Consider the following 26,852-nt stretch of genomic DNA (forward strand, 5'->3'; position numbering starts at 1 on the left):
ATCGTGTCCAACCTGAAGCGTTTGGCGTGTTTTGATGAAGCCGCCGGAACGCCTGCACACTCGGTGCCCATGCAGTGGTCGCCGCCAGAACAGGACTCACCCACGGTGCGCCGGGTGCTGACTCACGAAGCAGGACGCCATCCTGACGACCTAACGTTTCGACTCACGCCTGAAGACGACGGGCTGACGATCTCTGCACCTGCAATCGCTTCGGCCGCGTCGCATCCCTACCTGGTGATCAGTTGTTTGCAGAACATCTCCAGGCTGCAACTGGTCGCCGCGCAACCCGTTGATGCTGGTCGGGTGACGGTGCGATTGCAGGGGGAGCGGAGTACCACCGTCGCAACCCCTTGGCAGGTGACGGAGAACGGTCAGGTACTCGATGCGGGCCGGGGCTTGCCCGGAATCGAGCAGATCAAGCAACTGATTGGGGCCCATCGCATTCAGGTCCAAAGCGACAACCCCTCCATTGACGGGTTGGTCTTCGATGCTCAAGGCCTGGACCCACTCATCGACGAGGCGCGCAAAACATGTCGTTGGTAGCAGAGGTCAACGCACAGGAAATTGTCCGGCTGCTCGCACCCATCGATGCGCAGGCACCGGTCGGTCTGTTCGATGTGGAGGACGAAACCTATCAGGCCATTGACCAGGAAATGGTCAAGCTGGGCGGGCTGCAGGCAGCCACCATCGACTGGGCCTATATCGAGGAAGCCTCACGACAGTATCTGGCGCAGCAGTGCAAGCACTTGCGTATCGTCGCGCACCTGAGTGCTGCGTGGCTTCGCAGTGGATGTTGGGAGCGATGGGGTTTTACCTTGGCGTTGCTGGCCGGCATGGTCGAGCGCTATTGGGAGGTTGCGCATCCAAAGCCTGGCCCCAAAGGTTTTCTGGGCAAGCGCAAGCTGGTTGGCCTTGTGCTCGATCGTTTGAACGAAGCGCTGCCGCGCCTGGACCGCTACACATTCACCCCAGCTCATGCGGCCGTAGCTCAAGAGGCATTGCGGCGCCTGCAACAGCAGCAAGCCGTTGCTCAGTTGGATGGAGCCTTTCTGAATGATGTAGATCGACTGCTGCGCAAGCAGGCGGAGCAGGCGAGCGGTGCTGGCGAGCCTGCTGCGGCGAAGTCGTCGGCGGCGGCCACCAAGTCTGCACCGCTGGCTGAGGTCATTGCCACCCCAATGCCACGTGTGTCGTTAGGCAACGAGCGCGAATCACGACGGGCCGTGCTGGCCATGGCCGAGATGATCAATCAAAAAGACCCCTACGACCCGACGGGCTACCAGTTGCGTCGATTCGGCCTGTGGTCCCATATCCAGGCGGCGCCTCAGATCAAGCAAGGCAATCGCACGGAACTGATGGCGGTGCCAGTGGATATCGCCATCGACTATGAAGAGGCGATTGCTGGCACTGCGATCAGCGCGGCGTTGCTTCAGCGGATCGAAAAGAGCGTGACGGCTTGCCCCTTTTGGATACGCGGCAGTTTCCTCGCGGCCAGTGCGGCGACACGGCTGGCGATGGGGGAGGTAGCTGAGGCAATCCGCGCAGCGACTGCCCGATTCGTCCAACGCATGCCCGCGCTCCAGCAGTTGTGTTTCAGCGACGGCAGGTCGTTCGTGGACGATCAAAGCATGGCTTGGCTCAGAGGCGCAGCTGGGCAAGCGCAAGTCGAATCTGCCCACGAGTTCGCAGACCTGCGCGAAGAGTTGGCCGGTCAGTTGGACGCAAGTGGGGTAGAGCCGGTTTTGCTCAAGTTGCAGGCCATGCAGGCGAACCTTCGTGCTCCGCGTGAGCGCTGCCATACCACCGTCATTGCGGCCGATCTCTTGGCAGCGCGAGGCGTGTCCTGGCTGGCTCAGGCCCTGTGCGCCAGCGTCGCACGGACCATGCAGCACACCACGGCCGCCGTTTGGGAGCCAGAGGTGTTTCAACGACTGCAACAGTATGCCTCTGCTCATGTGTTGGCTGATCAGAACAAGGACTAGGCCCCCCTCATGAATCAACTATGGAAGCTATGGAAACGTTGGGGTTTGCCCCTGATGACTCGGATCGGCCTGGCCATGCCGCTGCTGCTTGTGCTGGGTACCGTGCTGATGCTGGTCGCCATCTGGTGGCTCGGGCCGCAGTGGATGTGGCGTGATCAGCACCCGCTGGCCAGCCTGGCGCATCGCAGCTTGGCCAGCCTGGTGCTCGTGCTGGTGCCGATGTTGTGCTGGCTAGTGGTGCTGCGCAGGCGATACGTTCGCCTGCAGGCTGAGCGCAAGCACGCAGTGGCCGCTGAGCTGGACAGCGTATTGCCGCTGGTTCAGGCGCAAGAGAAAGCCTTGGACCAAGGACTTTCGCGATTTCTCGATGGCGCAGGCGGGCGCCGTGCGTTGTATCGATTGCCCTGGTACTTGGTGATAGGCGACCAGCATGCTGGCAAGACCAGCTTCATCGATCGCACAGAACAAAGCTTTTCCCTGACCCGCATCGACAAGGCACAGGCTCGGGGCATGCAGGCCCAAGCGCTGGCCTTTCCGATAGGTTGGTGGGTCAGCAATGATGCGGTGATCATCGATCCGCCAGGGGCGTTCATCAGGCAGGAGTCGCCGGCAGGCTCGCCCGTCGACGAATCAGCCACACAGCAAGTGCCACCTGCAACTTCGGCCAGGCTGTGGCAGCACCTGCTGGACTGGTTGTTGCGCAGCCGCAGCCAGAGAGCCCTCAATGGCATATTGCTGGTAGTCGACTTACCCGCGCTATTGCATGGCACCCCCGAGCAGCGCATTGCCTTGGCGCATGTGTTGCGCGCCCGTCTGTACGAGGTCAGTAGTCAATTGGGTTCGCGACTGCCGCTGTATGTGGTGCTGACCAAGTTCGATCTGTTGGACGGGTTCGACCAGCTCTATACCGGGCTTTCCGTCTCCATGCGGGAAAAAATGCTCGGTTTCACGTTCAAGCTGGATGCGATCGGCACGTTCGACGCTTGGCTGGAGGAGTATGGCGATCACTACGAACAGTTGATCAGCCAGCTGTTCGAGCAGGTGGTGGATCGGCTCGATGCGCTGGACAGTGCTCCGCAGCGCGCGCGCCTGTTCTCATTGCATGCCCAACTGATCGGCTTACGCCCAATACTGCTGGAATTCCTGAAAGAAGCGCTGGCCAGTGATCGCTACACCACGCCAGCCTTGGTACGCGGAGTGTACTGGTCCTCGGTCAGCCAGCAAGGTGACATGCTCAATGCGTTCGTGCGCGAGGCCGCGCAACCCTACAAGACGAAGCTCCCTCTGCTCGAGGGCAAGGCGCAAACCAAGGCGCTGCCGTACTTCGTCCAGCATGCGTTCGGGCGCGTCATCTATAAGGAAGCCGGACTTGCTGGGGATAACATCAAGGTGGCACGCAGTAAGCGCCAACTCCTATGGGTGGGCTCAGGGGTAGGCATGCTGGCTTTTTGTGTCGCCATCGCCGGCTGGCAGCGCTTTTTCGACATCAATGGCGACAAAGCCGCCAACGTGCTTGCCAAAAGCAGGGAGTACAGCCATCACGAGGTGGACCAGCGTCTGGATCCTACCGGACGCAACCTGCTGGAGCCGCTGGACCAGATTCGCGATGCGGTATCGGTTTTTGGCGACTACCGCGCTGCATGGCCGGGTGTTTCCGATTTTGGCCTGTATCAGGGGCGCGCTATAGGCCCGCGTGTCGATGAGGCATATCTCAGCTTGCTCTCCAAGCGGTTCCTGCCGGCCTTGGCCAGTGGTGTGATAGATGCCATGGATGCGGCGCCGCCAGGCAGTGAGCAGCAAATGGCTGCTCTCAGGGTTTACCGCATGCTGGAAGACCGTCAGAACCGCCGCACCGAATGGGTCGAAGAGTGGATGGCCCGACAATGGCAGCAGAAATTCCCTGGCCAGGGGCAACTGCAGCGCGACCTCATGCGGCACCTTAAGTACGCCTTGGCCTACGCCGATACCGACCTGCCGCAGTACAGCCAACGTGTCGCCGTGGCGCAGGCAGCGCTGCGCAAGGTGCCGCTACCCGAGCGGGTTTACGCCGGCCTGAAACAACAGGCCGGGGAGCAGTTGCACACCGGGCTGGACTTGCGTCATCAGGTTGGGCCTGCCTTCGACGTGGTGTATCAGCCGTCCATGGGCGTCAGTAAGGGTAATGATGTGCTGTTAGCGCCGATGCTCACTGCCAAAGGTTTCAAGGAGTACTTCGAGCCACGCAGTCAGAGCTTCGCCGATTTGGCGATGATTGACCAATGGGCGCTGGGCGAGCGTAGCCAGCTCGATTATTCGGAAGCCGACAGGGAGGCGCTAAGCGAACGGCTGCGCAACTTATACAGCGCCGATTACATTGACAGTTGGCGCCGTGCCCTCAACGCTTTCAGCGTGGCTGATTTCCGTGACCTGGACCATGGTGTCGCGATCCTGCAGCAGTTGACGGGGCCTGCGGCGCCGCTGCATCGATTGCTCGATACGGTAAGGGACAACACGTCGCTCTCATCGACTGGCGTTGTTGAGGTGGCAGATGAAGTCAAGACAGTGCCACCGACAAGTCGTAAGCCTGAGCATCAGCAGGCGTGGACTATTCAAAGGGCCTTTGCCGGGCTGAGCGCGATGCTGCAGGTAACGGCAGAGAAGCCTAGCTACTACGATGAAACCCTGGCTGCTATCGCAGCCGTGCACGACTACGCCAAGGCGGTGCAGGACAGCCCGGACCGAGGCAAGGCTGCACTGCAGGCCGTGCATCAGCGTTTCTCGATGACCGGGCATGACCCCATCGGCACCTTGCAGCGGGTATCCACCGGCTTGCCTGAGCCGATCAACCACCAGGTCCGAAAGGTGGCTGATCAAACGGCGCAGGTATTGAACGTTGAAGCCCTGCGCGAGTTGGAACGGCGCTGGGACGCCGAGGTGTACAGCTTCTTCCAGCAGCGCCTGGCAGGCCGATACCCCTTCGTGGCCAGGGCGCCCGACGCGTCCCTGGATGACTTCGAGGCGTTCTTCGGGCCGAAGGGCCGGCTGAAGCAGTTCAATGAGCAGTATCTGAAGGTGTTCCTGAAGGACAACCTCGAAGCCCTGCAAACCGGCCAGCAGGGGCAGTCCCTGATCCGCAGCGATGTGATCGAGCAGTTGGAACTGGCAGACCGCATTCGTGAAACGTTCTTCGATCAGCGCGGCAACTTGAGTGTGCAGTTCAGTATCGAGCCGTTGGGGCTGAGTGCGAACCAGCGCACCAGCCTGCTGGATCTGGACGGTCAGTTGATTTCCTACACCCATGGCACGAGCCAGATCACCGGCATCATCTGGCCCAATACGCTTGGGCAACATGTGCGTAGCAACCTGACGCTGCTCAGGCAGAACGGCAACAGCAGCAGCCTGGAGTATCGAGGGCCATGGTCCATGTTTCGCCTGCTCAGTCGCGGTTCGCTCAATGGGCGGACGGCGACCAGCGTGGATCTGAGTTTCAGGACTGGTGATGGTGTGATGCGCTACCGGCTCAGCGCAGAGAAGGCCTTCAACCCGATTACTCAACAACCGTTCAAAGGCTTCCGCTTGCCGCGCGGGCTGCTGCAACAGCCATCCAGTGTGGCTCTGGTCGGACAGACGATCGCACCTGTCATGTAAGGAGTGGGCGATACAAAAGGAAGGGCGAGTACAAGCTTTGCATTACTGTACCCAGGCCATCGAACAACTTGAGGCTGGGATGCGCACCGTGCGCAATCCGATCGTCGCAGGAGGAGAAATGATGGATGAAGAGGTACTCGTTGGCCTTGCAACCCAGTGCAGGGACAAAATGGAGTACAGAGGTCACCGAGTGATCGAAATGCTCAGTCGCGAAGCGACCCTGGTTGCCGAGATCGCTTCAATGCGGGCGCAGATCAAGCTTGCGCGGCAGGAGGCTTATGCTGGGCACAAGGATCTGGATACCCAGTGGCTGAGAAGGATCAACTACGCAATCATCATGACCAAGAAGGAGTTGGCTGGCATTCGGGTTGATCGTGGCTTGGCACAGTATCAGCAGAAGGAAGAGAGGCGTAAGTTGAATCTGTTGACCCAACTATCCGAGCAAGCGTTGTTCGTGCGCCATGCTAAGTGCCTCCTTACAAAGAAGGCCTTCGAAGAGATTCGCGCGGGAGTTCGTAGCGAGGTGTCGGTAGTGGTGCCGCAGATGTCTGGGCATGGGGTCGATGACTGCACGTAAGCTTGCGCAGGCGCCAGATGGTGGCCAGATCAGGGGAGGGGCGCAGCGCTCCTGTCCGCCGTTTCCCATCTTCACCTGAGGCAGTCAGTTTGCCTCGCCCTTGACCAGTGCTCCCGCTGACTCGTCGAATCTTCATCTTGCTGTCGGCTGACCACAGTCCGCAAGAAACGGAGAGCATCCCCCCGTACCGCACCCAATAGTACCCGCGCACCCTGCAAATCACCTTCAGGACGAGGTACTCATCATGCAACTGGCAGGCAAAGTGGCAATCATCACCGGCGCCAGCTCCGGTATCGGCCGAGCCGCGGCGACATTGTTCGCCCGGCACGGCGCCAACCTTGTGCTCACGGCCCGGCGCCAGGCCGAACTCGAGCAGCTGACGGCGGACATCGCGGCGGCCGGACAAGGCCGGGCTGTGGCCGTGGCTGGCGACATCACCGATGCGGCGTTGGCCAGGGAACTGGTGGACGTGGCGGTGGCGCGCTTCGGTGGCCTGGACATCGCCTTCAACAATGCCGGTACCCTCGGTGAACTGGCCGCCGTCCCCGAGCTGTCCCTGGAGGGCTGGCAACACACCCTGCACACCAACCTCACCAGCGCCTTCCTCTGCGCCCAGGCGCAGATTCCGGCGTTGCTGGCCCGTGGCGGCGGCTCGCTGATTTTCACCTCGACCTTTGTCGGCCACAGCGTGGGCATGCCGGGCATGGCCGCCTATGCGGCGAGCAAGGCCGGGCTGGTCGGCCTGGTCCAGGTCATTGCGGCGGAGCAGGGCAGCCGTGGCATACGCGCCAACGCGCTGCTGCCCGGCGGTACCGATACGCCCATGGGCCGCAGTGCGATGAACAGCCCCGAGGCCCGGGCCCATGTCGAAGGGTTGCATGCCCTCAAGCGCCTGGCCCGGCCGCAGGAGATCGCCGAGGCGGCGTTGTTTTTGGCGTCGGAGGCATCGAGTTTCATGACCGGGGCGGCCATGGTGGTGGATGGTGGGGTGTCGGTGGTGCGGGGGTGAGGTGGTCTGCAGGTTCCGCGTGGTGCTGTAGAAATGATCGCGGGGCAAGCCCGCTTGTATGGTAGGACTTGAAGGGAGGAGGAGGGACATAGCTCGCTTCTGACTGTTCACAGCAGTACAGACCGTGGGAGAAATCACCCCTCCTCCTTTCAGCACTCAAGCGCCGATAAGGAATGCCTCGTTTGCAAACGACGATAGATGCAAGCCTGCGCCAGAGTGTGCCCTTCAAGTCTCGCTACGCTACAAGGAGCCGCTTTTCATGGCAATGCCCAAGACACCAATCGAAGCAGGCGTAGATACCGCCAAAGATGAACTGGTGATACAAGGCGCTCCCGATACAAAACCCTTCGCCATCCCCAATACCCCGAAGTCCATCAAGGCTTGGCTCAAAACATTGCCGGCAGGCTCGGCGCTAGCCATTGAAGCGACCAGTACCTACCACATGGAGATGGCCGAGCAGGCTCATGCTGCAGGTTTTGCAGTGTATGTGGTCGACGGCTTCAGGTTGGCCAAGTACAGGGAAAGCATTGCTGTTCGGGCCAAAACAGACGCCCAGGATGCATCTTTGCTGGCGCGCTACTTGAGCAACGAACGGAGCTCCTTGAAGGTCTGGACGCCCCCACCATCAGGGCATCGGCAGATCCAGATGCTATTGCGCCGCCGCGCCAAGCTGGTGGAAGTCCGCGGCATGCTGCGGGAGAGCTTTTCGGGTGACAAGATGTTCGCCGCAGAGCTCAAAAAGATCGAACGGACACTCAAACGCACAGAACTTGCGATAGAAAAAAGATTGCGCAAGGAGGTCAAGGACGCCGGACTCAACGATCAACTGCGTCGCGTCCAACAACTCCCTGGTGTCGGTTTTCTTACTGCCGTTGGTTTGGTTATGTCCTTCATGCGTGGTGAGTTCGCCAACAGCGATGCTTTTGTCGCTTACCTTGGAATGGATGTGACGGTTGCCCAATCGGGCAAATGGTCAGGTAGAGGCAAGTTGAGTAAGCGAGGGGACTCGGAGGTTCGTAGACTGTTGTATAACGCTTCGATGAGCGGCAGTCGAACCGCGACCTGGAAGGCATTCCACGCTTACCACTTGGGGCGTGGGAAGAAAACCACTCAGGCGTTCGTAATTCTTGCTCGCCGCTTGGCCCGGCTGGCTTTCGGCCTTATGAGACATGAGACGGACTGGAAGCCTGAGATATACACCGGGGGTGCCACGCTACCCAGCTGAAACTGGGGGCTGCTGCGCAGCCCATCTTCAAACTACTTGGAGTGGCTCCACGCTTGAGAGATTTCTCACGCGCGCCGGACTGTGGCCGGATGCTGGAAAATGGCGAGAGAGAGCTTTTCGGTTGAAAATTTGCCTCTCGCCATAGAATCTCCCACGCAGGTTCAGTTACCAGTAGATCAAACGGGGCTGCCAGGCAGCCCCGAGCGCTTGCATCAATCCGCCGGCTTGGGCGCGAAGCGCAGGATCAGGCAGGCGATCACCGCCGACAGCAGCGAGCCCAGCAGGATGCCGATCTTGGCCGCGTCGATCTTATCGGCCTGGCCGGGGAAGGCCAGCTCGCCGATGAACAGGCTCATGGTGAAGCCGATGCCGCACAGCATCGCCACGCCGTAGATCTGCAGCCAGCTGGCGCCATGGGGCTTGCTGGCCAGGCCGGTCTTGACCGCCAGCAGCACGCCGCCGAACACGCCGAGCTGCTTGCCCAGCAGCAGGCCCAGGGCAATGGCCAGCGGCAGCGGAGCGAAGATGTCGCTCAGGCCCAGGTCGCCGAACGAGACACCGGCGTTGGCGAAGCCGAAGGCCGGCACGATGAGGAAGCCGACCCAGGGCGCCAGGCCATGCTCCAGCTTGAGCAGCGGGCTGGCTTCGCGGGCCTCGCTGTCGCCGGTGCTGTAGGGGATCAGCAGGGCGCCGACCACGCCGGCAATGGTGGCATGTACGCCCGACAGCAGGGTCACGTACCACAGCGCGGCCACGCCGATCAGGTAGGGCCACAGGCTGACCACGCGCAGGCGGTTGCAGGCCAGCAGCACGGCGACGATGCCGGCGGCGCCGGCCAGGGCCAGCAGGTTCAGCGACGAGGTGTAGAACACGGCGATGATTGCCACCGCGCCCATGTCGTCGATGATCGCCACCGAGACCAGCATCACCTTGAGCGACAGCGGCGCGTGCCGGCCGAGCAGGGCCAGGGCGCCGACGGCGAAGGCGATGTCGGTGGCGGCCGGGATCGCCCAGCCGTCGGCCAGGCCCGGCTCGCCACGGGACACTGCCAGGTAGATGAGCGCCGGCACGGCCATGCCCATCAGTGCCGGCAGTGCCGGCAGGCGGCGCTGCTCCCAACTGGCCAGGCGACCGTCGACCAGCTCGCGCTTGATCTCCAGGCCCACCAGCAGGAAGAAGATCGCCATCAGGCCATCGTTGATCCACATGTGCACGGTCATCGGGCCGAGCTTGTCGGTCAGCACCGGGCCGACGGGCAGGTGCAGCAGGTGCTGGTAGGCACTGGCCCAGGGGCTGTTGGCGATGACGATGGCCAGCGCGGCGGTGAACATCAGCAAGACGCCGCCGGCCGCCTCGGTGGCCAGCAGGTGCCGCAGCATCGAGCGCGGCTTGACGGGTGGAAGGGGTGCGGTCATGTAACGCTCCTCGTTCATGGCATCACCCTCGCGGTGGCAGTGGCGCGGCGGGCAACGGGCACGGCGGGACGCTGGCTCCGGACAAGACGGGCCACTGCGGCGAAGGGCGAGAAGAAGGATAGGGAATGCGGCGCAACAACCCACGCCGTGAAGACACGGGGCAGGAAGGGCCATGGGGAATGGAGGCATGCGTGCAACATGTATAAATCTCACGGAAAACAAATGAATGTTCTCCGTATTCGGGAAGGCTCCCGGGCGCACGCAGCACACGCCAGGCGGCCATTCTAACGGTGCAGGCGAAGGTGTGTGTTGCATTTTTGCATCGAAATGTTGCCAAGCGAAGGTGTCGCCCCGTAGCATCGCCCCTCAGGAGATGGCATTCCTCCTTGAACCGCCTCAGCGCTGATGATGCCTACGCAACCCCTTTGGAGGGCGCGTAGGCCTGTGCCTGTCTCTCTCCATGGGGGTCTTTCGGACCTTTCCTGGAGTTTGTCGATGTACCTCTCGTTCATTTCCGTTGTCGTCGGTGGCAGTGCCGGTTGCGTATTGCGCTGGATCCTTGGCCTGCGCCTGAATTCGCTGTTTCCCGGCATGCCGTTGGGCACCTTGCTGGTCAACCTCGTCGGTGGTTTCGTCATCGGCGGCGCAATGGCCTTCTTCCTGCGCTTCCCCAATCTCGATCCGGCCTGGCGCTTGCTGATCACCACGGGTTTCTGCGGCGGGCTGACCACCTTCTCGACGTTCTCCGCCGAAGTGCTGTCGATGCTCATGCACGGCCGCGCCGGCTGGGCAATGGCCACGGTGCTGGCCCATGTGCTCGGCTCGCTGCTGATGACCTTCGCCGGCTTTGCCCTGGTGCGCTGGCTGGGGTGAGTCAATGCCCGACCAGTTGCGCCAGCAGGCGCTGCTTGTGCTGGAGCAACAGCGCCGTATCGCGTTGTCGCGGATGTGCCAGCTCCAGTTGCACCTGCTCGCCGATGCGCCCCGGATTGGCCTCCATCACGATCACCCGGTCCCCCAGGTACAAGGCCTCCTCGATATCGTGGGTGACCATGATCACCGTGCAGCGCTCCTGCACCCAGATGCGCTGCAGCTCCTGCTGCAGGCGCACGCGGGTCAGGGCATCGAGGGCGCCGAAGGGCTCGTCGAGCAGCAGCACCTTGGGCTTGTTCACCAGCGCCCGGGCGATCGCGCCGCGCTGGGCCATGCCGCCGGAGAGCTGGTGCGGATAGGCCTGCTCGTAGCCCCGCAGGCCGACCAGGGCGATGTGCTCCTCGACCAGGCGCTGCTTCTGCGCCGTGCCCAGGTCATGGTTCTTCAAGGCCAGGGCGATGTTCTGCTGCAGCGTCATCCAGGGGAACAGGCGGTGGTCCTGGAACACGATGCCGCGCTCCAGGCCCGGGCCGTTCAGCGGCTGGCCGTCGAGCAGGATCTGCCCCTGGTAGTCCGGGTCGAGGCCGACGATCAGGCGCAGCAGGGTGGACTTGCCGCAGCCGCTGGCGCCGAGGATGCTGACGAACTCGCCGGGGCGGATGTCCAGGTCGATGCCTTGCAGCACCGGCACGGGCCGGCCCTTGAGCGGGTAGGTCTTGCTCAGGTTGCGGATGCTCAGCGCGCCGGTCTGCACGTGGGCGGGAAAGGATGGGGCGATGGCGTTCATGGTCGGGCCTTTCAACGGGTGGGGCGCCAGCGCAGCAGGCGGCGGGTGAGCAGGGTGGACAGCCAGGTCATCAGGTAGCCGCACAGGCCGATGCACAGCACGCAGATCACGATGATCTCCATGCGTGCGCCGGCCTCGGCGTTCATCATCAGGTTGCCCAGGCCGGCGCCGGAGGCGAGGAACAGCTCGCTGCCGACCGCCGTGACCCAGGCGAAGGCCAGGGCCTGCAGTACACCGGTGGCGATGCTCGGCAGGGCGCCGGGCAGCAGGACCAGGCGCAATTGCTGCCAGCGCCCGAGCGCCAGTACCTGGCCGACTTCGCGATGGCGCACATCGACCTGGCGCAGGCCCTCGAAGGTGTTGAGCACCATCGGGTACAGCGCCGCCAGGCTGACGATCAGCAGTTTGGACGCTTCGCCGTTGCCCAGCCACAGGGCGATCAGCGGGATCCAGCCGAGCATCGGCACCTGGCGCAGGGCGTGGAACAACGGTGCCACCAGGCGGTTGGCCAGGGGCGACAGGGCCATGAGCGCGCCCAGAGCGACGCCACCGAGGATGCCCAGGGCGAGGCCGGCACTGGTGCGGGCCAGGCTGGCCAGCAGGTTGACCAGCAGTTCGCCGTTGCCCAGCAGTTCCACCAGGGCCTGGCCGATGGTTGCCAGTGGCACGAAAGCGTAGGCGCCGGCGGCGTCCTGGCGCGAGGCCAGTTCCCAGGCGCCGATCAGCAGCAGTGGCAGCAGCAGGCCACGCAGGTTGCGCAGTTTCATCATCACCTCCCGGCTTGCCAGCCGGACAGACGCCGCTCGACACGGCGCAGCGAGAAGTCCAGGGCAAAGCCGATCACCCCGGTGATCGCCACGCCCACCATCACCACATCGATGCGCAGCATCTGCCGGCCCATCTCGATCATCTGCCCCAGGCCGCTGTCGGCCGCCAGCAACTCGCAGGCCACCAGCACCACCCAGGCGCGGGTCAGGGCCACGCGCACGCCGGTGACGATGGCCGGCACCGCGGCGGGCAGGGCGATGCGTGCGACCAGGGTCGGCCAGCGCAGGCGGTACACCGCGGCCACCTCGAAGTGGCTGCGGGGGATGGCGCGGATGCCCTCGACCGTGGCCAGGGCCACCGGGAAGAACGCGGTCTTGGCGACGATCACCACCTTGAAGGTCTCGTCGATGCCCAGCAGCAGCACCAGCATCGGGATCAGGGCGATGCTGGGGATCTGCCGCAGGGTATGGAACAGCGGCGCGCAATAGGCCTCGACCGTGTCCGACAGGGCCATGGCCGTGCCGAACGCAAGGCCGGCCAGGGCGCCGGCGGCGAAGCCCAGCGACAGGCGCGACAGGCTGCCGGCCAGGTGTTCCTGCAATTCGCCCGTGGCCAGCAAGTCGGCGAAGCTGCGCCAGACCTCCAGGGGTGGCACCAGCAGGTTGGCCGGGAACAGTCCGGCGTCGGCGACCACGGCCCACAAGGCGAGCAGGGCCAGGGGCGAGACCAGCCAGGTGAGGGCTTTGAATGGGGGCATGGCGAACCTTGTGCACGGCGGGTGATACCGAGGTATCGCAATCGCCGTGCCAGGGATCAGGCTACGGTTTTACAGGGGCTGCGAGCGGGGGTGCTGGTGGCGCAGCAGTGGGGTGTTGCTGAGGCAACAGTCGCTCAGCAATGGCCCGGGATATTCGCGGGGGACTGGCTTGCGGCGTCCTGGCGGGAAAGCCAGGCCACGGCACACAGCGCCATCCCCGCCACATTCAGCGAAACCGGGTTGAAGGCATCCACCAGCATCGAGGGTTGCATCACCGCCACATCCACCAGCAGGCCCAGCAGTACCGCTGCGCCGACCAGTAACGGCCAGGCCAGCCGTTGCACCAGCAGCAGGGCGGCGAGCGCCAGTTCGGCCACGCCGGCGGCCTGGGACAACCAGGTGGCGTGCGCCAGTCCGTGAGCTTGCAGCAGCACCTGTTCACCGGGGCTGAGAATGATCAGCTTGGGCACCAGCCCATGGTAGGCGAACATGAAGGCCAGGCTGGCCCGGGCCAGCCAATGGACCTGGTTCAGACGGTTCATGGCTGCTCCTCGAGGAAACGACGCTGGTGGTCCGGGCTGGGCAGCAGGCATTGGTCGTATCGGCCGAACAGCCGATAGCGGTTGAGCGCCACGCGGTCGTACAGCCAGTCCCGCAATCTGCGGGGACAGAGGCGCAGCACGCGCAGCAGCGGCCAGGCGCCGGGCAGCTGGCGCACCACCTCGAAGAAGGCCTCGGAGCGTACCCAGTAGTGTCGATCACGGATCACCGCCATGGTGTCGAAGGCTGTCACCGGCAGGCCTGCCCAGGCCAGCAGGGCCTGGCCTTGCGCTGACTGGACCGTGGCCAGGCGGATACGCAGGTGGCGATCATGGCGGATAACGAACCTCGCCCAGCCGTTGCACAGCCTGCACACGCCGTCGAACAGCAACACGGTTTCCCCAGGCGCAAGCAGTGGGGCAGGGGACGGGCGTATCAGTGAGGCGGGCATGGCTTGCTTCCGTTCAGGCTGGAAGTGGCATTTTAGAGGGCTTGAGCGGGAAATGGCGAGCCACCGGCGCAGGGGGCGAAGCGCCCACTCGGGGATTGGTCGGTTCAAGGGCGATAGCCGAACCGTTATCATGCGCGCCCGACAGTGGAGCGCCCCATGGCCAAAGACATCGACAACCCCTGCGTCTCGCTGTGCCAGCTCAACAGCGAGTTGTGCGTGAGCTGCGGCCGTACCCGGGACGAGATCCGCAAATGGCGGGGCATGAAACGCCCGGAGAAGATGGCGACCGTACAGCGGGCCGCGACGCGGATGAAGGCCATCGTCAAGAAAAACGCCAGGCGTTCGATCCAAGAGACGCCGAACACCTAGACTTGCGCTGACGACCGCTTCCGTGGGAGAGCCCCATGCGCAGACTCTGGCAAAAGTACCTCGCACTGCTCGACGCCGACCTCAGTGCCAAGGTCTTCGACAATTTCAAGAACCTGCTGGTGTGCGCGCTGCTGTTCGCCGCAGGCACCGAGGCGATCCACGGCAACCAGCAGGTCCTGCTGGGGCTGTGGGTGTTCAGTTTCACCGGCTGGGGGTTGATCCTGGTGTCGGCGCTGCTGTTTCTGCTGAATGTCAGCGATACCTTGCACCGCCTGGCGAAGTTGCCCTACCACACGGTACTGCAGGTGATCCTGTGCCTGGTCTATCTGATCCTGGCGTCGCGGGTGGTCGAAATCGTCTGGAGTTTTCGGGCGGAGTAGGTATCGCGGCGGATTCGGGCCTGGGGCCATTCCTATTATGGCCTTCGGGTATAGGGGTATTGGCCGAGTGAGGACCGCCAGGTGTTCGCTGCAACGCTAACGTCGAACATCTTGAAAGGCTTGCCTACCGCTTGCAGGTGAGCGGCCGACCTCCAACTCGTCGCCAGCCAACACTTCCCGGCAAAAATCCCGGATAATGCCCGCCATTTATCCGTTCCCGCCCGCTTTTGGTACCCCTGCGCATGGAAATCAAGGTCAATTTTCTCGACAACCTTCGTCTCGAAGCCAAGTTCGATGACTTCACGGTGATCGCCGACCAGCCGATCCGCTACAAGGGCGACGGCTCGGCCCCGGGGCCGTTCGACTATTTCCTGGCGTCGTCGGCCCTGTGCGCGGCGTACTTCGTCAAGCTGTACTGCCAGACCCGCGATATTCCGACCGAGAACATCCGCCTGTCGCAGAACAACATCGTCGACCCCGAGAACCGCTACAACCAGATCTTCAAGATCCAGGTCGAGCTGCCCGAGGACATCTCCGAAAAAGACCGCCAGGGCATCCTGCGCTCCATCGACCGCTGCACCGTGAAGAAGGTGGTGCAGACCGGCCCCGAGTTCATCATCGAGCAGGTCGACAACCTCGATGCCGACGCCCAGGCGCTGCTGATGCCGGTGTCGGATACCAGTACCTACATCCCGGGCAAGGACCTGCCGCTGGAGCAGACCATCGCCAACATGTCGGCGATCCTCGCGGGCCTCGGGATGAAGATCGAGATCGCCTCGTGGCGCAACATCGTGCCCAACGTCTGGTCGCTGCATGTACGCGACGCGCAGTCGCCGATGTGCTTCACCAACGGCAAGGGCGCGACCAAGGAAGCGGCGCTGGCCTCGGCGCTGGGCGAGTTCATCGAGCGGCTGAACTGCAACTTCTTCTACAACGACCAGTTCTGGGGCGAGGACATCGCCAACGCGGCGTTCGTGCACTACCCCAACGAGCAGTGGTTCAAGCCAGGACCCAAGGACGCGCTGCCGGCCGAGATTCTCGACGAGCACTGCCTGGCGATCTTCAACCCCGACGGCGAGCTGCGCGGCTCGCACCTGTACGACACCAACTCGGGCAACAAGGAGCGTGGCATCTGCTCGCTGCCGTTCGTGCGCCAGTCGGACGGCGAGACGGTGTTCTTCCCGTCCAACCTGATCGAGAACCTGTACCTGAGCAACGGCATGAGCGCCGGCAACACCCTGGCCGAGGCGCAGGTGCAGTGCCTGTCGGAGATCTTCGAGCGGGCGGTCAAGCGCGAGATCCTCGAAGGCGAGCTGTGCCTGCCGGACGTGCCGCCGGAGGTGCTGGCCAAGTACCCGGGCATCGTCGCCGGCATCCAGGGCCTGGAGGAGCAGGGCTTCCCGGTGCTGGTCAAGGACGCGTCGCTGGGCGGTGAGTTCCCGGTGATGTGCGTGACCTTGATGAACCCGCGCACCGGCGGCGTGTTCGCCTCGTTCGGCGCCCACCCGAGCTTCGAAGTGGCGCTGGAACGCAGCCTCACCGAACTGCTCCAGGGCCGCAGCTTCGAGGGCCTGAACGACCTGCCGCAGCCGACCTTCGACAGCCTCGCGCTGACCGAGCCGAACAACTTCGTCGAGCACTTCATCGATTCCAGCGGCGTGGTGTCGTGGCGCTTCTTCGGCGCCAAGGCCGACTTCGAGTTCGTCGAGTGGGACTTCTCGGGCCACGGCGAGGACTCCAACCAGCAGGAGGCGCGGACCCTGTTCGGCATCCTCGAGGACCTGGGCAAGGAGGTGTACATGGCCGTGTACGACGACCTCGGCGCCACCGCCTGCCGCATCCTGGTGCCGGGCTACTCCGAGATCTATCCGGTCGAGGACCTGATCTGGGACAACACCAACCGCGCCCTGGGGTTCCGTGCCGACATCCTCAACCTGCACAAGCTGGACAACCGCTCGCTCAAGCTGCTGCTCAAGCGTCTGGACAACGCCGAGGTGGACGACTACACCACCATCACCACGCTGATCGGCGTCGAGTTCGACGACAACACGGTGTGGGGCCAGTTGACCATCCTCGAACTGAAGCTGCTGATCCACCTGGTGCTGCAGCGCTTCGAGGAGGCCAAGGAGCTGGTCGAGATGTTCCTGCAGTTCAACGACAACACCGTCGAGCGCGGGCTGTTCTACCAGGCGCTGAATGTGGTGCTGGAGGTGGTGCTGGACGATGAGCTGGAGATGGCCGACTACGAGCACAACTTCCGTCGCATGTTCGGCAACGAGCGGATGGACGCGGTGCTGGGCTCGGTGGATGGCAGCGTGCGGTTCCATGGGCTGACGCCAACCAACCTGCAGCTCGAAGGGCTGGACCGCCACCTGCGCCTGGTTGAAAGCTACAAGAAGCTGCACGCGGCGCGGGCGCGGGCGGCAGGGCTCTGAGCCAAGCCGCTTCGCGTTGGGAAAAGGGTCGCTTGGCGACCCTTTTTCTTTAGCGCAACCGTAATACCCGGTCCAGGGACAGTGTCCCGCCGCCCCGGGCGATCAGCAGCAGGAGCAGGCCGGCCCAGGAAAGGTGGGTGGGCCAGGCATCCGGGTAGACGAAGATCTCGATCACCAGGGTCATGCCCAGCAGGGCCAGGGCCGACAGTCGGGTGAACAGGCCGAGCACCAGCAACAGCGGGAACAGGTGCTCGGCGTAGGTCGCCAGGTGCGCCGCCAGCCACGGTGACACCAGCGGCAAGGCGTACTCGCTCCTGAACAGCTCGTAGGTGCCGGGGGTGATGCTCAGCAGGCCTTCGACCTTGGTCCGACCGGAAAGAAAGAAGATCGAGGCGATGCCCAGGCGGGCGACCAGGCACAGGACGCTGTCGCCGAGCAGGCGCTGCAGTTGTTCGGCGACGCGGTTCCAGTAAAGGCGCAGGCCGTGGGGCGATGGGCTGGCGTGGCTGATGTCCATGGCGTTTTCCTCAGGTGAAGGCGAGCGGGCGCAGGGCCCGGGCATTCAGCAGCCTGCCAAGCAGGTCACTGAAGTCCAGGTCAGGTTGGGCGTGCAGGGCGAGCTGTGAGGCTTTGTCCAATGTGCAGCCGGCGGCACAGGCATCGAGGAAGGTGCATCCCCCCAAGCTCAACGGCTGGTGGACGACGCCTTCGTGGTCGCCGCTGAGCAGGGCGCCCTCGGCCACCCAAGGCTGATCCTCGGGCCAGGCCCTGCCGTCGCGGCTGTGGTGCCAGAGGTTGTAGGCAGGATGCTGGTCGAACCAGTGCCAGCGTACGCCAGTACGTGGGCTCAAGTGGCTGAGTTCGAGGTCCGAGGCGGTCATGCCGGCCAGGTCGGCCAATGTCAGCCAGGGGTCGTCGTCGGCGCTGAACGCTTCGCACCAGGCGAAGTCCAGCCGTGCGACATCCGCCAGATAGCAAAGCCCATGGACGGGCTGCAGCACCTCGAGAAACGCCGGAAACGCCGCGCCATAGCGGATCAGTCGCACATCACAGGGCGGCGATTGCCGGGCATATTCCGCAGCGGCGTCGTGCATCCATTGCTGCCCGACCAAGGTTTCGACGCTGGGGAAGTTGGCGCGCAGGGCCTCGACGCAACCGGCCAGCACCGTGTTGCGGTACACCGCGAACGCGGGCTGCACTGTCAGCGTCCCCAGCTCAGGCGCGGGGCGCTGATAGAGGGCGTCGATGAAGGCATTCTGGAACTGTCCGAGACGCAGGTTCATGGCAAGGCTCCTGCCAGGTCGAGGGTGGCCTGGGCGAGGGCGCGTTCGGCGAGCAGTTCGTCGAACGCGGGGATGTTGCCGTCGCGTTCAATCAGGGTCGGACGCGGGCCGATGCGGGCGATCAACAGCTGGTAAAGCGACCATACCGGCGCGGCGATGGCGGCATCGTGGGAATCGACCAGCAGTGCGCCCTGGGCGTCGTGACTGTGTCCGGCCAGGTGGATCTCGGTGATGGCCTGGGCAGGGAAACGGGCGAGGTAGTCGGCGGCATCGAAGCCGAGATTGTGAGCACTGACGTACACATTGTTGACGTCCAGCAACAGGCCGCAGCCGGTGCGTCGCACCAGCTCGGCGAGGAAGTCGATCTCATCCAGGTCATGGCCCTGCAGGTGCAGGTAGTGGCTGGGGTTCTCGATGGAGATGCGGCACCCCAGGGCATCCTGGGTGCGCTGGATGTTGTCGGCGATGCGGATCAGGGCCTCGTCGCTGCGTGGAAAGGGCAGCAGGTCCGGATGGTACTGGCCGCGCCAGGTCGACCAGGCCAGGTGTTCCGACACCAGGGCCGGGTGTACCTGGTCGATCAGGGTGCGCAGGCGCCGCAGGTGCGTGGCGTCAGGTTCGGCATCCGCCGCCAGTGACAGTGCCACGCCGTGCAGCGACAGCGGATGGCGCTCGGCCATCCGCGCCAGCCAGGCCAGGCGAGGGCCGCCGACCATGTAGTTTTCCGGATGGACTTCGAACCACAACCCTTCGGCGTGGCAGGCCCAGGCCTGGTCATAGTGCTCGGCCTTGAGGCCGAGCCCTGCGCCCATCGGCGTATTTCCGTTCATGGTCGATGGCCTGTGCTCAGGATTTGATCGGGGTCAGCGAACCCATGCCGTTGGGGGTCTTGATCGAGGTGCAGGTACCCGTCGGCACGTTTTTCCAGTGCATGCCGTCGTAGTCCTTTTTCGCGCTGCCGGCGCAGGTGGTACCGGCGCCGGCCTTGCAGTCGTTCTTGCCGGCCATGGCAACGCCGTAGCATTTCTCCATGGTGGCCGCCTTGGTGGTGTCGTCGGCCAGTGCCGCGCCTGCCAGCGAGGCGAGGGCAAGGGCTGCAGTGGCGAGGGCGAGGGTTTTCATGGTGTCGTCTCCAGAAGGTGGGGCCGTGGCGAGGTACCGGCGGCTCATGGAGTAGTTCGCGGCGATGGGCGAGGCGGTTACAGCGCCTGCAAAATATTTTTCGCCACCTGCGCCGGCCACCTAAGGTAAGGAAGCGGCGTCGGTGCTTGCGCAGGGCGTTGCGGCGATGGTTGGATAAAAAAGAAACCCACAGACGGTGTAACCCTGGCGGCCGATGCAACGAACTAACCCACAGGATGTGCTCAGCGCACGCGAGTCACAGCTGCAGGCCTTGCTATTGCTTGGGCTGGCCGGTGACGCCGGGGCCTATCGCGAATTCCTCGCGGCGCTGGCGGTGCACCTGCGCGGTTTTTTGCGTCGGCGCCTGGCGCGGCGGCCGGCTGAGGTCGAGGATTTGCTGCAGGAGGTGCTGCTGGCGGTGCACAATGCCCGTCACACCTACCAGGCGCAGCAACCGTTGACCGCCTGGGTGCAGGCGATTGCCCGCTACAAGCTGGCCGACCACTGGCGCGGCCAGGCCCGGCGCGAGGCGCGCCACGAACCGCTGGAGGGTGACAGCGAGCTGTTCGCCTGTGGCGAAGAAGAGCCGGCCCAGGCCAGCCGGGACCTGAACAAGCTGCTCGGGCAGTTGCCCGACCGCCAGCGCCTGCCCATCGTCCACGTCAAGCTGGAAGGGCTGTCGGTGGAGGAAACCGCGCGTATCACCGGGCTGTCCAGTTCGGCGGTGAAGGTGGGCATACACCGGGGGCTCAAGGCCCTGGGAAGGTTGATTCGAGGTAAAGACGACCATGAAGACCGATGAGCTGATCAGCCTTCTGGCGACCGCCGCAGAGCCGGTGGATCGTCATGCGCTGGCGCGACGCCTGCTGCTGGCGCTATTGGCTGGCATGCTGGGCGCGTTGCTGATGACCCTGGCCATCTACGGCGTGCGCAGCGATCTGGCCGAGGTGGCGCGCACGCCGTTGTTCTGGGCCAAGCTGGCCTTGCCCACCAGCCTGGGCCTGCTGGCCCTGTGGCTGACCCAGCGCCTGGCCAGGCCAGGTGTGCGCGGTGGCGCGCTGTGGGGGGGGCTCGGCCTGCCGCTGCTGCTGGTATGGCTGGGGGCAGCCGTCAGCCTGGCCGGCGCGCCAGTGGAAGCCCGCGCCGACCTGATCTTCGGCCGCACCTGGCGCACCTGCGCGTTGAACATCACCCTGCTCTCGGCACCCGTGTTCACCGCCGTGTTCTGGGCCCTGCGCGGTCTGGCGCCGACCCGGCTGCGCCAGGCCGGCGCAGCCGGCGGGTTGCTCGCCGGCTCCACCGCGACCCTCGTGTACTGCCTGCACTGCCCGGAAATGGCGGTGCCGTTCTGGGGGCTGTGGTACCTGCTGGGAATGTTGTTGCCGACCGTAATCGGGGCGTTGGCAGGGCCTCGACTGCTGCGTTGGTGATCGGGTGCGGGTTTGCGGTGCTGCGCAGCCCTTTCGCGGCACAAGGCCGCTCCTACAGGGCAACGTGTGAAGCCTTCAGGCTGTCGTGACCAGGGGCAATGTCACCAGTAGCGCCAGCCCGCCCTCGGCCCGGCGCTGCGCGGTGATGCTACCGCCATGGGCCTCGCAGATGGCCTGGGCGATCGACAGGCCCAGGCCGCCGCCGCCGCTGACCCGCGCCCGCGACTGCTCCGCGCGCCAGAAGCGCACGAACATGTTGCCCAGGTCCTTCTGCTCGACCGCCTGGCCACGATCGAGGAATTCCAGTTGCACACTGCCTTTGATCTGGCGCACGACGACGCTGAGCTCGCGGCCGTCTGAGGCATATTTCAGTGCATTCTCGATCAGGATGTTGATCAGCTGGCCGACCCGCGCCGGGTCGGCCTCGATCACCACGTCATCGGCCAGCGCCGTGTACAACTGCATCCCGGCGGTCTCGAACTGTGGCGCGAACCAGGCCAAGCGCTCCTCGACCAGCCTGGCCGGGGAGAACAGGCTGATGTGCAGGGGCAGCTGCCCGGCATGGGCCAGGGACAGCAGGTGCAGGTCGCCCACCAGGGTATTGAGGTTGTACAGCTGGTTCTGCACCAGGCGCAATTGCTCGGGGCACAGCGGGAACACCTCATCGAGCATCCCCTGCACCCGGCCCAGGGCGGCATTGAGCGGGGTGCGCAGTTCATGGGCCAGGTTGGAACTCGACTCGGCCACTTCGCTTTCGTACAGCGCCAGGCGTTCGACCAGCTTGTTGAAGTCGGTGCACAGGCGTTGCATTTCCTTGGGCTGGCGAGGGTGCTGGCTGACCCGCACGCTGAGGTCGCCCTCGGCCACCCGCCGTGCCCCTACGGCGATCTGGCGGAACTGTCGGGACAGCGGCCTGGACAGGTACAGGCCGACCATCAGGGTGAACGGGATGACCACGATGACGAAACCGTACAGCACCAGCCAGTCGATGCTGTTGCCGGGACCGGGGAGAAAGTCGTGGATGTCGTAGTAGGTCTGCAGCAACTGCCACAGCCGGGACTCGTTGCGCGGCACATCGGCCAGGCCGGCCAGCATCGCGGCGCGGTCCTCGGGCCGCATCGACTGCAGCACCAGGAAGTCGCTGATCCAGAAGTACAGGTACATGCACACGGTGATGGTGATCACCGCGCCGACGGCGAGCAGGGTCATTCTCAGGCCGACCCACAGCCACAGCGGACGCTTGCTCATGGTGGTCAGCGGAACCGGTAGCCAACGGAGCGCACGGTCACCAGCACGCCGCTGACGCCCAGGGCTGCGAGCTTGCGCCGCAGGTTGAGCACGTGGGTGTCGATGATACGCACCAGCGCATCGCTCTCGGGCATGCACAATTCGAGCAGTTCCTCGCGGCTGAAGGCCTTGCTCGGAGTGCGCAGCAGCGCGGCGAGCAGGAGCAGTTCCGAGCGGGTCAGGTCGAGCACCTGTTCCTCGCCATCGCCGGCCCGCACCCCGGCCACGAAACGCTCGGCATCGACCCAGACGCCCAGGCATTCCAGGCGCTGGCGACTGTCGGCCGATGCGCCGTAGCGACGCAGCACCGCGTGTACCCGGGCCACCACCTCCTTGGGGTTGCAGGGCTTGACCACATAGTCGTCGGCGCCGTAGCGCAGGGCGCCGATCTTGTCCGGCTCGTCGCCGATGGCGGTGACCATGATCACCGGGGTGTCGGCGCCGCGGCGGATCTCGGTCAGCAGCTCCGGCCCGGACATTTTTGGCAGCATCATGTCCAGCAGCACGATCGCCGGCGTGCGCTGGCGGAACAGGGCCAGCCCGCGGGCGCCGTCCTCGGCGATGTCCACCTCGAAGCCATCGCGCTTCAGGTAGGCTTCCAGAATGCTTGCACTATCGGCGTCGTCCTCGACGATCAATACGCGCTTGGCGATCATGGGTTGCCTCGTGGGTCGCGCAGCCCGGCCAGTACCTCGGCGGCGGTGGTGACATGACCGAAGTGGTGTTTCCACAGGTCGATGCCCAACTGCCCGGAGCGGTCCAGCGAAGAGCCCATGGTCAGGTCGGTAACCAGCGTTGGCGTCAGGCCCGCATCGAACAGGGCGAAGCCTGCGGCCAGCACGCAGGTTTCGGTCTGCAGGCCGCACACGAGGACGCGTTCGACGCCCAGGCGCTTGATGTAGTCCAGTGTCTCGGCGGTCTGGCCATAGCCATGCTTGACGAACACCTTGTCCGCCTCGACCAGGGCCACGTCCTCAGCGGCCGGGTGCCAGCCGAGCTGGCGCTGGAACGGGGTCACCTGCTCGTCGTGCAGCTCGATCGAGGCGATGGTGGGGATGTGCGCCGACAACACGCGGATGCCATCCACCAGTTTCTCGGAGGGGCTGAAGGTGGATTGCACATCGACGATGAGCAGGACTTGCTGCATGGCGGATTCCCGGACGCGGTTCGAAGGTGGGCGAGTATACCGCCGCGCGCGGGAGTTTTGCGCCAAGGGGCCGGCACCGGCATCGCCGGTGCCATGCATTGCGTTGCCTGCATCGCGGGGCAAGCCCGCTCCCACGCAGTCCTTTTCTCGCTTGCTAGGCCGCCAACCGCCCGCTGGCAATCGCCTCCGAGGCCGCCAGCATCGCCCGCAGCAGCACCGCGCAGCCGGCCGCAAGATCAGCGGGGGCGGCGTTCTCGATTTCGTTGTGGCTGATGCCGCCCTCGCAGGGCACGAAGATCATCCCGGCTGGGCCCAGCTCAGCGAGGAAGATCGCGTCGTGCCCGGCGCCGCTGACGATATCCATGTGCGCCAGGCCCAGGTTGCGCGCCGAGTCGCGCACCGCCTCGACGCAGCCCTTGTCGAAGTACAGGGCCGGGAAGTCGGCGGTGGGCACCAGCTCGTAGCTCAATCCGTGCTTGGCGGTGGTGGCCTCGATCACCTGACGCACCTCGGCGATCATCGCGTCCAGTTGCTCGCCTTCGAGGTGACGGAAATCCAGGGTCATGCGCACTTCGCCGGGGATCACGTTGCGTGAGCCGGGATAGGCCTGCAGGCAGCCGACCGTGCCGCAGGCATGGGGCTGGTGGGCGAGGGCGGTGCGGTTGACCGCCTCGACCACGGCGGCGGCGCCGACCAGGGCGTCCTTGCGCAGGTGCATGGGGGTGGGGCCGGCGTGGGCCTCGACACCGCGCAGGGTCAGGTCGAACCACTTCTGGCCGAGGGCACCGAGCACCACGCCAATGGTCTTGCGCTGGTCCTCGAGGATCGGGCCCTGTTCGATGTGGGCCTCGAAGTAGGCGCCCACCGGGTGGCCGGTCACGACGCGGCTGCCGGCATAACCGATGGCGTTCAGCGCCTCGCCGACGCTCACGCCCTGGGCGTCGCGCTTGGCCAGGGTCTCTTCTAGGGTGAACTTGCTGGCGAACACCCCCGAGCCCATCATGCAGGGGGCGAAGCGCGAGCCTTCCTCGTTGGTCCATACCACCACCTCCAGCGGCGCCTCGGTCTCCACGCCCAGGTCGTTGAGGGTGCGGATCACCTCCAGCCCGGCCATTACGCCGAAGCAGCCGTCGAACTTGCCGCCGGTGGGCTGGGTGTCGATATGGCTGCCGGTCATCACCGGCGGCAGCTTGGCGTTGCGCCCGGGGCGGCGGGCGAAGATGTTGCCGACCGCGTCGATGCTCACCGTGCAGCCGGCCGCCTCGCACCACTGCACGAACAGGTCGCGGGCCTGGCGGTCGAGGTCGGTCAGCGCCAGGCGGCAGACGCCGCCCTTGGCTGTGGCGCCGAGGCGGGCGAGGTCCATCAGGGACTGCCACAGGCGGGCGCTGTCGATGTGGTGCTTGCTCGATTGCAGAACTTCCTTGGCGAGGGTGGTCATGGGTGTCTCCTCAGGCTGTTTTATTCTTCGGCCCTGTTCGCCGGCAAGTCGGCTCTCATGGCACTGCACATCACTTATCGATTAAGCAGGGACCTGTGGGAGCGGCTTTAGCCGCGAACACCGGCCAAGTCGGTGCCATCCACCGCGTCGCTTGCTTCGCGGCTGAAGCCGCTCCCACAGGGAGCATCACGGCAAAGGTTTCGCCAGCCGCGCCGGCCCGCGCACCGCGAGGCCGCCGAGGGCGTAGTAGAGCCCGCCGCCAAGCAGCGAGCCGGTGAACCAGCCATAGTCGTAGAACCAGCTGAAACTACTGTTGCCGATGGCCATCACGGTCAGCGCCACCGGCACGCCGAAGGCGACGAACCCGGCCCAGTTCCAGGCTGGGTACACGTCGTCGCGGTACAGCCCGGCCAGGTCCAGGTGCTGGCGGCGCACCAGGAAGTAGTCCACCACCATGATCCCGGCGATCGGCCCGAGCAGGCTGGAGTAGCCCAGCAGCCAGTTGGAGTAGACGCTCTCCAGGCTCAGGTCGGAGACGATCCAGCCAAGCTTCTTGAGCAGCTCGTGACCCATCAGCGCCAGGCCGATGAAGCCGGTCAGCCAGACCGCGCGGCTGCGCCCGATCAGGCGCGGGGCGATGTTCTGGAAGTCGTTGGTGGGCGAGACGATGTTGGCCGCGGTGTTGGTCGACAGCGTGGCGATGATGATCAGCGCCATGGCCAGGGCCACCCAGCCGGGGCTCTGGATATGGCCGATCAGGCTCACCGGGTCGGACACCGTCTGGCCCACCAGCGAGGCGGAGGCGGCGGTCATGATCACGCCTAGCGAAGCGAACAGGAACATGGTCAGCGGCAGGCCGAAGATCTGCCCGAGGATCTGGTCCTTCTGGCTCTTGGCGTAACGGCTGAAATCGGGGATGTTCAGCGACAGCGTGGCCCAGAAGCCGACCATGGCGGTAAGCCCGGCGCAGAAGTAGCCGACCACGCTGGCGCCCTCGGGGCGCTTGGGTGGCTGCGCCAGCAGCTCGCTCATCGACATGTGCGGCAGCGCCCAGAACAGCAGGCCGACTCCGACCGCCACCAGCAGCGGCGCCGACAGCGTCTCCAGCCATTTGATCGATTCGGCGCCGCGCAGTACCACCCACAGGTTCAGCGACCAGAACAGCATGAAACCGATCACCTCGCCGGTGCCGCCCAGTGCCTTCCACTCGGGGAACAGCGAACCGAGGAACAGGTGGATGGCCAGCCCGCCGAACATCGTCTGGATACCGAACCAGCCGCAGGCCACCACGGCGCGGATCAGGCACGGCACGTTGGAGCCGAACACGCCGAACGAGGCGCGCAGCAGCACCGGGAAGGGAATGCCGTACTTGGTGCCGGGGAAGGCGTTGAGGGTCAGCGGAATCAGCACGATGAGGTTGGCCAGCAGGATCGCCAGCAGCGCCTCGCCCACGCTCAGGCCGAAGTAGGCGGTGAGCACGCCGCCGAGGGTGTAGGTGGGCACGCAGATGGACATGCCCACCCACAGCGCGGTGATGTGCCACTTGTTCCAGGTGCGCTGGTGCACCTTGGTCGGGGCGATGTCGTGGTTGTAGCGGGGGCTGTCGAGGACGTCGCTGCCGGCGTCGAGCTCGAACAGGCCATGCTGCTCGACCACTTGCGATCTGCTCTGTTGCATGGGGTTCTCCAGGTCTTTTTTCTTGTAGTTGTCGCTCATCGGGCTGACGCGATGGCCGGAGTACACACACCAGCAGTACTGCACCTCCGGCCCGGCCAGGCGGTTGTGGCCTGCGTTTTCAACAAACGTGCCGGGAAAGCCCGCGCCTTCCCGGCGGCCGCCGCCGACCGGAGGTAACTCACTGTCTTGCAAAGGCATTCTTCAGCACGACGACGAGGGTGGGGTGGGCACCCTGCTACGCCGTCCGTCTGGCTGGTCCATCACCCGCGT

27 protein-coding genes and 1 riboswitch are annotated in these 26,852 nt (G+C 64.6%); of the genes, 12 read left to right on the top strand and 15 right to left on the bottom strand.

Going from position 1 to position 26,852, the window contains the following annotated elements:
* The first annotated feature begins 3 nt into the window (after positions 1-3).
* From vasI to K2O50_RS09985, 6 genes are all read left to right on the top strand, one after another.
* Complete coding sequence (gene vasI / locus K2O50_RS09960) at positions 4-543, top strand: type VI secretion system-associated protein VasI (RefSeq protein WP_052896462.1); 540 nt, start codon at positions 4-6, stop codon at positions 541-543.
* Positions 531-1,982, top strand: coding sequence for a type VI secretion system protein TssA (gene tssA, locus K2O50_RS09965; RefSeq protein ID WP_050705300.1), 1,452 nt, complete (start codon positions 531-533; stop codon positions 1,980-1,982). The genes vasI and tssA overlap by 13 nt, the downstream gene beginning before the upstream one ends.
* Before the next feature lie 9 nt (positions 1,983-1,991).
* Entirely contained in the window at positions 1,992-5,609 is a 3,618-nt protein-coding gene (gene tssM, locus K2O50_RS09970) for a type VI secretion system membrane subunit TssM (RefSeq protein ID WP_050705301.1), read from the top strand.
* Between the two features lie 79 nt (positions 5,610-5,688).
* Complete coding sequence (locus K2O50_RS09975; RefSeq protein WP_162232964.1) at positions 5,689-6,186, top strand: hypothetical protein; 498 nt, start codon at positions 5,689-5,691, stop codon at positions 6,184-6,186.
* 244 nt (positions 6,187-6,430) lie between these two features.
* The gene (locus K2O50_RS09980; RefSeq protein WP_050705303.1) at positions 6,431-7,195 is read left to right on the top strand and encodes an SDR family oxidoreductase; all 765 of its coding nucleotides are present in this window, start codon (positions 6,431-6,433) and stop codon (positions 7,193-7,195) included.
* Positions 7,196-7,454: 259 nt separating this feature from the next.
* Positions 7,455-8,420, top strand: coding sequence for an IS110 family transposase (locus K2O50_RS09985; protein ID WP_050707628.1), 966 nt, complete (start codon positions 7,455-7,457; stop codon positions 8,418-8,420).
* A 212-nt stretch (positions 8,421-8,632) separates the two neighbouring features.
* Here the strand turns inward: K2O50_RS09985 and nhaA are convergent, their stop codons facing one another.
* Positions 8,633-9,835: a Na+/H+ antiporter NhaA gene (gene nhaA, locus K2O50_RS09990; protein ID WP_050706371.1), complete on the bottom strand. Its 1,203-nt coding sequence runs from the start codon at positions 9,833-9,835 to the stop codon at positions 8,633-8,635.
* A 360-nt stretch (positions 9,836-10,195) separates the two neighbouring features.
* Positions 10,196-10,257: riboswitch (Fluoride riboswitch) on the top strand.
* 73 nt (positions 10,258-10,330) lie between these two features.
* Between nhaA and crcB the strand changes: the two genes are divergently transcribed.
* Positions 10,331-10,708 (top strand): fluoride efflux transporter CrcB, encoded by a 378-nt coding sequence (crcB, locus tag K2O50_RS09995; RefSeq protein WP_050706372.1) that lies wholly within the window; start codon positions 10,331-10,333, stop codon positions 10,706-10,708.
* 1 nt (position 10,709) lies between these two features.
* Here the strand turns inward: crcB and K2O50_RS10000 are convergent, their stop codons facing one another.
* The 5 genes from K2O50_RS10000 to K2O50_RS10020 form a co-directional block, all read right to left on the bottom strand.
* Positions 10,710-11,495 (bottom strand): ABC transporter ATP-binding protein, encoded by a 786-nt coding sequence (locus K2O50_RS10000; protein ID WP_050706373.1) that lies wholly within the window; start codon positions 11,493-11,495, stop codon positions 10,710-10,712.
* An 11-nt stretch (positions 11,496-11,506) separates the two neighbouring features.
* Positions 11,507-12,262 (bottom strand): ABC transporter permease, encoded by a 756-nt coding sequence (locus K2O50_RS10005; RefSeq protein ID WP_050706374.1) that lies wholly within the window; start codon positions 12,260-12,262, stop codon positions 11,507-11,509.
* A gap of 2 nt (positions 12,263-12,264) precedes the next feature.
* Positions 12,265-13,020 (bottom strand): ABC transporter permease, encoded by a 756-nt coding sequence (locus K2O50_RS10010; RefSeq protein WP_050706375.1) that lies wholly within the window; start codon positions 13,018-13,020, stop codon positions 12,265-12,267.
* Positions 13,021-13,154: 134 nt separating this feature from the next.
* On the bottom strand, positions 13,155-13,562 hold the full coding sequence (locus K2O50_RS10015; RefSeq protein WP_050706376.1) for a DoxX-like family protein: 408 nt from the start codon (positions 13,560-13,562) through the stop codon (positions 13,155-13,157).
* Positions 13,559-14,011 carry a thiol-disulfide oxidoreductase DCC family protein gene (locus K2O50_RS10020; protein ID WP_050706377.1) on the bottom strand — a complete coding sequence of 151 codons (453 nt, stop codon included), beginning with the start codon at positions 14,009-14,011 and terminating at the stop codon, positions 13,559-13,561. The genes K2O50_RS10015 and K2O50_RS10020 overlap by 4 nt, the downstream gene beginning before the upstream one ends.
* A gap of 156 nt (positions 14,012-14,167) precedes the next feature.
* Here K2O50_RS10020 and K2O50_RS10025 point away from each other — a divergent pair, with 156 nt between their 5' ends.
* The 3 genes from K2O50_RS10025 to K2O50_RS10035 all read left to right on the top strand — a co-directional run bounded on the left by K2O50_RS10025 (position 14,168) and on the right by K2O50_RS10035 (position 17,195).
* Positions 14,168-14,380, top strand: coding sequence for a DUF1289 domain-containing protein (locus K2O50_RS10025; protein ID WP_050706378.1), 213 nt, complete (start codon positions 14,168-14,170; stop codon positions 14,378-14,380).
* Between the two features lie 35 nt (positions 14,381-14,415).
* On the top strand, positions 14,416-14,760 hold the full coding sequence (locus K2O50_RS10030) for a hypothetical protein (protein WP_050706379.1): 345 nt from the start codon (positions 14,416-14,418) through the stop codon (positions 14,758-14,760).
* Between the two features lie 242 nt (positions 14,761-15,002).
* Positions 15,003-17,195: an OsmC domain/YcaO domain-containing protein gene (locus K2O50_RS10035; RefSeq protein ID WP_050706380.1), complete on the top strand. Its 2,193-nt coding sequence runs from the start codon at positions 15,003-15,005 to the stop codon at positions 17,193-17,195.
* Between the two features lie 49 nt (positions 17,196-17,244).
* On the opposite strand, the gene K2O50_RS10040 is transcribed toward K2O50_RS10035, so the two are convergent.
* The 4 genes from K2O50_RS10040 to K2O50_RS10055 are packed head-to-tail and all read right to left on the bottom strand — an operon-like array spanning position 17,245 to position 19,600.
* Positions 17,245-17,712 (bottom strand): DoxX family protein, encoded by a 468-nt coding sequence (locus K2O50_RS10040; RefSeq protein WP_050706381.1) that lies wholly within the window; start codon positions 17,710-17,712, stop codon positions 17,245-17,247.
* 10 nt (positions 17,713-17,722) lie between these two features.
* The gene (locus tag K2O50_RS10045; RefSeq protein WP_050706382.1) at positions 17,723-18,478 is read right to left on the bottom strand and encodes a DNA-binding domain-containing protein; all 756 of its coding nucleotides are present in this window, start codon (positions 18,476-18,478) and stop codon (positions 17,723-17,725) included.
* On the bottom strand, positions 18,475-19,308 hold the full coding sequence (locus tag K2O50_RS10050) for a DUF692 domain-containing protein (RefSeq protein ID WP_050706383.1): 834 nt from the start codon (positions 19,306-19,308) through the stop codon (positions 18,475-18,477). The genes K2O50_RS10045 and K2O50_RS10050 overlap by 4 nt, the downstream gene beginning before the upstream one ends.
* Positions 19,309-19,324: 16 nt before the next feature.
* The gene (locus K2O50_RS10055) at positions 19,325-19,600 is read right to left on the bottom strand and encodes a DUF2282 domain-containing protein (RefSeq protein ID WP_050706384.1); all 276 of its coding nucleotides are present in this window, start codon (positions 19,598-19,600) and stop codon (positions 19,325-19,327) included.
* A 214-nt stretch (positions 19,601-19,814) separates the two neighbouring features.
* Between K2O50_RS10055 and K2O50_RS10060 the strand changes: the two genes are divergently transcribed.
* Together K2O50_RS10060 and K2O50_RS10065 are read left to right on the top strand one after the other, a co-directional pair.
* Positions 19,815-20,402 carry a sigma-70 family RNA polymerase sigma factor gene (locus K2O50_RS10060; protein ID WP_050706385.1) on the top strand — a complete coding sequence of 196 codons (588 nt, stop codon included), beginning with the start codon at positions 19,815-19,817 and terminating at the stop codon, positions 20,400-20,402.
* Entirely contained in the window at positions 20,389-21,030 is a 642-nt protein-coding gene (locus K2O50_RS10065) for a DUF1109 domain-containing protein (protein WP_050706386.1), read from the top strand. Before K2O50_RS10060 ends, K2O50_RS10065 begins: the two co-directional genes overlap by 14 nt.
* A 75-nt stretch (positions 21,031-21,105) precedes the next feature.
* Here K2O50_RS10065 and K2O50_RS10070 read toward each other — a convergent pair whose 3' ends face one another.
* The 5 genes from K2O50_RS10070 to K2O50_RS10090 all read right to left on the bottom strand — a co-directional run bounded on the left by K2O50_RS10070 (position 21,106) and on the right by K2O50_RS10090 (position 26,582).
* On the bottom strand, positions 21,106-22,278 hold the full coding sequence (locus K2O50_RS10070; protein ID WP_050706387.1) for an ATP-binding protein: 1,173 nt from the start codon (positions 22,276-22,278) through the stop codon (positions 21,106-21,108).
* Positions 22,279-22,283: 5 nt separating this feature from the next.
* Entirely contained in the window at positions 22,284-22,973 is a 690-nt protein-coding gene (locus K2O50_RS10075; protein WP_050706388.1) for a response regulator transcription factor, read from the bottom strand.
* On the bottom strand, positions 22,970-23,464 hold the full coding sequence (locus tag K2O50_RS10080) for an isochorismatase family protein (protein ID WP_050706389.1): 495 nt from the start codon (positions 23,462-23,464) through the stop codon (positions 22,970-22,972). Before K2O50_RS10080 ends, K2O50_RS10075 begins: the two co-directional genes overlap by 4 nt.
* A gap of 154 nt (positions 23,465-23,618) precedes the next feature.
* Positions 23,619-24,905 carry a Zn-dependent hydrolase gene (locus K2O50_RS10085; protein WP_050706390.1) on the bottom strand — a complete coding sequence of 429 codons (1,287 nt, stop codon included), beginning with the start codon at positions 24,903-24,905 and terminating at the stop codon, positions 23,619-23,621.
* 186 nt (positions 24,906-25,091) lie between these two features.
* Positions 25,092-26,582, bottom strand: a complete 1,491-nt coding sequence (locus K2O50_RS10090; RefSeq protein WP_050706415.1) for an NCS1 family nucleobase:cation symporter-1 — start codon at positions 26,580-26,582, stop codon at positions 25,092-25,094.
* Positions 26,583-26,852 lie beyond the last annotated feature (270 nt).

The sequence above is a fragment of the Pseudomonas sp. 2hn genome, from assembly GCF_019646095.1.
Classification (GTDB): domain Bacteria; phylum Pseudomonadota; class Gammaproteobacteria; order Pseudomonadales; family Pseudomonadaceae; genus Aquipseudomonas; species Aquipseudomonas peradeniyensis.

Bases quoted from the DNA above. Each gene is read 5' to 3' on its own strand.
- tssA (WP_050705300.1), top strand. From the start codon at position 531: ATGTCGTTGGTAGCAGAGGTCAACGCACAGGAAATTGTCCGGCTGCTC.
- tssM (WP_050705301.1), top strand. From the start codon at position 1,992: ATGAATCAACTATGGAAGCTATGGAAACGTTGGGGTTTGCCCCTGATG.
- K2O50_RS09975 (WP_162232964.1), top strand. From the start codon at position 5,689: ATGCGCACCGTGCGCAATCCGATCGTCGCAGGAGGAGAAATGATGGAT.
- K2O50_RS09980 (WP_050705303.1), top strand. From the start codon at position 6,431: ATGCAACTGGCAGGCAAAGTGGCAATCATCACCGGCGCCAGCTCCGGT.
- K2O50_RS09985 (WP_050707628.1), top strand. From the start codon at position 7,455: ATGGCAATGCCCAAGACACCAATCGAAGCAGGCGTAGATACCGCCAAA.
- nhaA (WP_050706371.1), bottom strand. From the start codon at position 9,835: ATGACCGCACCCCTTCCACCCGTCAAGCCGCGCTCGATGCTGCGGCAC.
- crcB (WP_050706372.1), top strand. From the start codon at position 10,331: ATGTACCTCTCGTTCATTTCCGTTGTCGTCGGTGGCAGTGCCGGTTGC.
- K2O50_RS10000 (WP_050706373.1), bottom strand. From the start codon at position 11,495: ATGAACGCCATCGCCCCATCCTTTCCCGCCCACGTGCAGACCGGCGCG.
- K2O50_RS10005 (WP_050706374.1), bottom strand. From the start codon at position 12,262: ATGAAACTGCGCAACCTGCGTGGCCTGCTGCTGCCACTGCTGCTGATC.
- K2O50_RS10010 (WP_050706375.1), bottom strand. From the start codon at position 13,020: ATGCCCCCATTCAAAGCCCTCACCTGGCTGGTCTCGCCCCTGGCCCTG.
- K2O50_RS10015 (WP_050706376.1), bottom strand. From the start codon at position 13,562: ATGAACCGTCTGAACCAGGTCCATTGGCTGGCCCGGGCCAGCCTGGCC.
- K2O50_RS10020 (WP_050706377.1), bottom strand. From the start codon at position 14,011: ATGCCCGCCTCACTGATACGCCCGTCCCCTGCCCCACTGCTTGCGCCT.
- K2O50_RS10025 (WP_050706378.1), top strand. From the start codon at position 14,168: ATGGCCAAAGACATCGACAACCCCTGCGTCTCGCTGTGCCAGCTCAAC.
- K2O50_RS10030 (WP_050706379.1), top strand. From the start codon at position 14,416: ATGCGCAGACTCTGGCAAAAGTACCTCGCACTGCTCGACGCCGACCTC.
- K2O50_RS10035 (WP_050706380.1), top strand. From the start codon at position 15,003: ATGGAAATCAAGGTCAATTTTCTCGACAACCTTCGTCTCGAAGCCAAG.
- K2O50_RS10040 (WP_050706381.1), bottom strand. From the start codon at position 17,712: ATGGACATCAGCCACGCCAGCCCATCGCCCCACGGCCTGCGCCTTTAC.
- K2O50_RS10045 (WP_050706382.1), bottom strand. From the start codon at position 18,478: ATGAACCTGCGTCTCGGACAGTTCCAGAATGCCTTCATCGACGCCCTC.
- K2O50_RS10050 (WP_050706383.1), bottom strand. From the start codon at position 19,308: ATGAACGGAAATACGCCGATGGGCGCAGGGCTCGGCCTCAAGGCCGAG.
- K2O50_RS10055 (WP_050706384.1), bottom strand. From the start codon at position 19,600: ATGAAAACCCTCGCCCTCGCCACTGCAGCCCTTGCCCTCGCCTCGCTG.
- K2O50_RS10060 (WP_050706385.1), top strand. From the start codon at position 19,815: ATGCAACGAACTAACCCACAGGATGTGCTCAGCGCACGCGAGTCACAG.
- K2O50_RS10065 (WP_050706386.1), top strand. From the start codon at position 20,389: ATGAAGACCGATGAGCTGATCAGCCTTCTGGCGACCGCCGCAGAGCCG.
- K2O50_RS10070 (WP_050706387.1), bottom strand. From the start codon at position 22,278: ATGAGCAAGCGTCCGCTGTGGCTGTGGGTCGGCCTGAGAATGACCCTG.
- K2O50_RS10075 (WP_050706388.1), bottom strand. From the start codon at position 22,973: ATGATCGCCAAGCGCGTATTGATCGTCGAGGACGACGCCGATAGTGCA.
- K2O50_RS10080 (WP_050706389.1), bottom strand. From the start codon at position 23,464: ATGCAGCAAGTCCTGCTCATCGTCGATGTGCAATCCACCTTCAGCCCC.
- K2O50_RS10085 (WP_050706390.1), bottom strand. From the start codon at position 24,905: ATGACCACCCTCGCCAAGGAAGTTCTGCAATCGAGCAAGCACCACATC.
- K2O50_RS10090 (WP_050706415.1), bottom strand. From the start codon at position 26,582: ATGCAACAGAGCAGATCGCAAGTGGTCGAGCAGCATGGCCTGTTCGAG.